The sequence below is a fragment of the Nostoc sp. UCD121 genome, assembly GCF_014222285.1.
GTDB lineage: Bacteria > Cyanobacteriota > Cyanobacteriia > Cyanobacteriales > Nostocaceae > Nostoc.
Genome location: NZ_JACKZS010000335.1, coordinates 1 through 4,787, shown reverse-complemented (window position 1 = coordinate 4,787; position 4,787 = coordinate 1). Strand labels below are relative to the sequence as shown.

At 40.0% G+C, this 4,787-nt stretch carries 3 protein-coding genes and 1 pseudogene; 3 read left to right on the top strand and 1 reads right to left on the bottom strand.

What is annotated here, in order from left to right; all coding sequences use genetic code 11:
* The first annotated feature begins 79 nt into the window (after nt 1-79).
* Complete coding sequence (locus tag GNF10_RS34925) at nt 80-898, top strand: hypothetical protein (protein WP_185587027.1); 819 nt, start codon at nt 80-82, stop codon at nt 896-898.
* A gap of 157 nt (nt 899-1,055) precedes the next feature.
* Entirely contained in the window at nt 1,056-2,516 is a 1,461-nt protein-coding gene (locus GNF10_RS34920) for a hypothetical protein (protein ID WP_185587029.1), read from the top strand.
* Between the two features lie 221 nt (nt 2,517-2,737).
* Here the strand turns inward: GNF10_RS34920 and GNF10_RS34915 are convergent, their stop codons facing one another.
* On the bottom strand, nt 2,738-3,319 hold the full coding sequence (locus GNF10_RS34915; protein ID WP_114085570.1) for a tyrosine-type recombinase/integrase: 582 nt from the start codon (nt 3,317-3,319) through the stop codon (nt 2,738-2,740).
* 1,419 nt (nt 3,320-4,738) lie between these two features.
* Between GNF10_RS34915 and GNF10_RS39535 the strand changes: the two are divergent.
* Nucleotides 4,739-4,787 (top strand): annotated as a pseudogene (locus GNF10_RS39535) (hypothetical protein); the annotation flags it as partial.

The following is a 4,787-nucleotide window of genomic DNA, read 5'->3' as shown; positions in this document are numbered from 1 at the left end:
CTTTTACATATATAAACCGAGCGCCGATTTCATACAATGTTAGACAGATGAGTGTAAACAACCGAGCATAATTAAGATTATGGGTAGCTTCAATGCAGAATTAAGAGATTTTCTGGAAAAAAAGCCCTTGTACTCATGGCATAAGTTTGAATTACCCGAATACTCAACACAGCTATTGTTATCACAAATTGAAATGGAGTGTCCTACTTGTAGGCGTAGTAGACCATTCTCTGATAGAAGATCAAGAGGCGGTGGTACAGGTATTTCCACTCCAAAATTAGAATCTAATATCTATTCATTTTTGTTTACTTGTGATAGCTGTTCTTCAAGCAAATATACCTTCTTTGTTGAAGTAGATGTAGAAAAATGCAAGATTAGGAAGGTTGGTCAAAGTCCTGCTTGGTCAATCAATCTTGACGGAGATATTGATAAATTTTTGGGAGATGATTCAGAATACTTTAAGAAAGCTTTAATCTGTGAATCGCAAGGTTACGGCATCGCCGCATTTTCTTATTACAGAAGAGTTTTAGAAAACTCTATTGGAAAAATTCTTGAGAGCCTTCGTTTTGCACTAGAAATGCAAGGTGCATCATCAGAGAATATAGAGCGAATTGATAAAGCTTTAAAAGGCATTATCATGGATGAAAGAATTAAAATTGCTAAAGATGTGATTCCAAATAGTTTAAGACCAAATGGCATGAACCCTTTGGCAATAATTTACGATACCTTGAGTGCTGGCATTCATAGACTTCCTGAAGAAGAGTGTCTGAAAAACTCTGAATATATACGAGTTTCGTTATCCTATCTAATTAAAACACTCACTCAGCAGAATGAAGAACAAAAAGCATTTCTTGATGCAGCAAAGAGCCTAAATGACTTTAACAGCAAATTTAGTTAATGGGACTTAAACAAAACTGGAGATGAAAAAAGAGTATAATGCATAACTAGCATAGCTTTCACATTAAAAAAAGCTCATGAAAGAAACTTGATTTTTGTTTAAGTCCCGTTAACCTGACACGAGAAAATTTGTATAACACTTAGTTGGATCAGGTACTATGTCAACTCCTACTCCAGTAAACCTTGCATTTATGAAAATGCAGCGCAGGGCTGAGATGAATGATCGAGCCAAGCTAGTTTCAACATTTGTTGATTCAGGTTCTTTATTTACTCTGCTATCCTCACAGGATCATCAAGTAATTTATGGGCGTAGAGGAACAGGTAAAACGCACGCCTTATTCTATCTAGCAGAGACAGTTGCCAAGCACGGAGATTTTTCTATCTACATCGATATGAGAAATATAGGTTCTAGCGGTGGAGTATATACCGATACTAATATAGCTATTACTGAACGTGCAACAAGGCTCTTATTGGACACACTTTCCACATTTTGTGATTTAGTTTATGAGCTGATTTTAGAAGATGATAAGCTGCTTTCAAATCGAAGCTTAGAACAATATATTGATGGGCTGATGGATAATATTTCCAGTGTCAGTGTTGTTGCAAATCTTATTGATAGTGAGGGCGTTAAAAATTCACACAATAAACAACCTACTGTTCGTTTTGGTTCTATTGGTCAGTTACTGAAAAATCTTGCTCGAAGCATATCTCCTAAGAAAATTTGGGTTTTATTAGATGAATGGAGTAGTGTTCCGCTTGATTTACAGCCTTATTTGGCTGATTTTATACGAAGAGCGATGTTTCCTATTCAGGGCATAATTGTGAAACTTGCTGCCATTGAGCAACGAACACATTTTCAGCTACCCTTTGTGGGTGGGAATTATATTGGTATTGAGGTTGGTGCTGACATAGCAGCTGATATTAATCTAGACGATTTCATGGTCTTTGATAATGATGCTGAACGAGCAAATGGTTTTTTCAAAGAGTTAATATATAAACACTATCAAGCCATTGATAGTGTTGAGCAAGATAGTTTTTACAACTCTTCCGATACCCTTGTAAAAGAAGCATTTACTCAAAACAACGTTTTTACAGAATTCGCGAGAGCTTCTGAAGGTGTACCAAGAGATTCTATTAATATTCTGATGTTGGCAGCTAAAAGGTCTGGGGACAGAAAAATCTCAATGAATGATATTCGAGTTGCTGCCAGTCAATGGTATAGTCGTGATAAAGGTTCTGCTGTTGAATCCAATCCTGAAGCTAGCGATATTTTGCATTGGATTATTGATGAAGTTATTGGTAATAGAAAAGCACGAGCTTTCTTATTAAGGAAGGATAGAAAAAGTGAATTGATAGATCGTCTATTTGATTCAAGAGTTATTCATATTTTGAAGAGAAATGTTTCTTCTAATGAAGAGCCTGGCGTTAGATACGACGTTTATAAACTGGACTATGGCTGTTACGTTGACCTAATTAATACGCAGAAAGCTCCTTTAGGTTTACTTCCTGATGAAGAAGGTCAGGATGAGCTACCCTATATCGAGGTTCCATCTGACGATTACCGTGCTATTCGCCGCGCAGTGCTGGATTTGAGGAAGTTTGAAGAGAGATTAAGTTGAAAACAGGTCATCAAGTCCTTAGCGTAAGTTTCTGAACGGATGCTCATTTCACCCCATGATATTCTCTGGTAAACATCAGTGCGATCGCACCTACACAGCCCCTAGAATGCTGTAATGACTTTTTCAGCAAGGTATATTTTTCAGCGTGTTTGATATCGCGGTGTCCAAGAAAGTCCTGAATTTCTCTGGTGTTGTAGCCATGCGATTATCAGTTAATTTCATTACTCATCAATCGTGTTCCACTTTATACCAGAAAAGCGTTTGGAATTTACTTTGGTATATTTTTCGGTGTGCCGGATGTCCCGATGCCCTAAAAATTCCTGAATAAATCTAGTACTATGCCCTTCATTGACAAGGTAGTAACCGCAAGCATGGCGTAACTGGTGCGGATGGATTTTGATGTTTAACACAGCTACTTCCCCCAACCTAGTCAACAATCTTTGTACCGCCGCCGACGTTAACCTCTCTCCCCTTTCCCCAATAAAAACGTAATTGCCACCAATATTTAATTCCTTTAATTCTTTCAATGCCTCGATTTCATCCACAGGCAACGGATGCACACCGCTATCACTCCCTTTTTTCCGCGTGATAAAAATCTCCTCATCTAAAAAGGAAATCGCATCCCATCGCAAATCGCAAGCTTCCGACACCCGCAGCCCGTGGCGAAATATTAACAGTATCAACGCATAATTCCTCACCTTGTACCGTCCGTAAACTTTTGCCGCTCGCAGTATGCTGTTTACCTCACGTACTGTAAGATATTCCCGTGACCTGTAATCCTTATTCTTACGGCGTACCAGCATTTTGGCTTTTTACAACTGTTCGTATTATACGGTTAAATACCAACACTCCCAATTCTTTCAAACCCTGATTCTCTCGTGAATATCCACCCCGAAAATTACCTCAGTTAAGCCACGCTTATCATTCACACCCTCAAAATCCCAATTTCACCCCCATTGATAAGTTTGGCAAATATCTATCCTTTCTCTATACAAGGCTTGGGGGTTACTCCAAGTAGTGGCGACTTGATTGCTGATTTTTAGCACTAACTTTGGGATAGCTACTCCCGAAGCAATCGCTTACTCTGGTGGGGCATTGATATCAGAGTTGATATCAGAGTTGGCACAAGTCAGGCGATGGCGTAACCGCCCGCCGTTGGCGATGGCCCTCGTTTCGACAAGGAATTGACTATGACTCCCCCTGCGTAAATTGGGGTTTTTGGGATAAACCCTCGAAAAGGGGGATTATGAAAAGTGAGTTTTGACGCTATCACCCTATAACTCCTGCCAGATAAGATTCTTGGCTAAACCCCGTCTCAGAAAGTATACAATTTGAGACAAGTCTGAATTATGTCTCTTTACATGTCTCAAAATACCATTCTTAGATCGTCTAAGAAATAGTGATATTCTTCACTCTGACTAGCTTTCACCGATCGCGTACTAATCAAAAGAGTGAAGTACCATTCAACAACAAATTTTAGAATCCCCCTTTTCGGGGGTTAATGCAAAAAACCCCAAATTGGTTATATCTTCCTAATCCCGCTTAAACTCCATTTGGGCGAAGTGGTCTTGCAGTAGTTTGTGGATGAAGCGGTAGCGTCCGCCAACACGCTGGAGGAATAATCGCTCAGTGCTGTAGTCGAGGAAGCGGGCGTAGTTCCAGGGGATGTAGCCGTTGTAGTAAAGGATGAGGCGTAGGGTGAAGTGTTGGATGCAGGTTATACCTCCATAACTCAGCCCAGAAATCAGCCCAAAAAACAGCCCAGAAATCAGCCCAACAAACAGCCCCAAACTCAGCCCTCCAATCAGCCCTCCAATCAGCCCCAAACTCAGCCCTCCAATCAGCCCTCCAATCAGCCCCAAAAAAACAGCATTAAATGCAGATTTCCAAACACCTTGATTAATAATTTTTTTATTTTCTATAGCTAGCTCAGACTGCACACTAATTAGCCCATAACTCAGCCCAGAAATCAGCCCAGAAAACAGCCCAACCAACAGCCCATAAATCAGCCCATAACTCAGCCCATAACTCAGCCCATAACTCAGCCCAGAAATCAGCCCAACAAACAGCCCAGAAATCAGCCCAACAAACAGCCCAAAACTCAGCCCATAACTCAGCCCAGAGGTTATATTTTCTTTGTTTATTTTCTTAAAAATAATTTTTTCATTTAGTTCTATTTCGTTAAGAGACCCAAAAATCAGCCCAAAAAACAGCCCAAAAAACAGCCCTCCAATCAGCCCAGAAATCAGCCCTCCAATCAGCCCAAAAAAC

Bases quoted from the DNA above. Each gene is read 5' to 3' on its own strand.
- GNF10_RS34925 (WP_185587027.1), top strand. From the start codon at position 80: ATGGGTAGCTTCAATGCAGAATTAAGAGATTTTCTGGAAAAAAAGCCC.
- GNF10_RS34920 (WP_185587029.1), top strand. From the start codon at position 1,056: ATGTCAACTCCTACTCCAGTAAACCTTGCATTTATGAAAATGCAGCGC.
- GNF10_RS34915 (WP_114085570.1), bottom strand. From the start codon at position 3,319: ATGCTGGTACGCCGTAAGAATAAGGATTACAGGTCACGGGAATATCTT.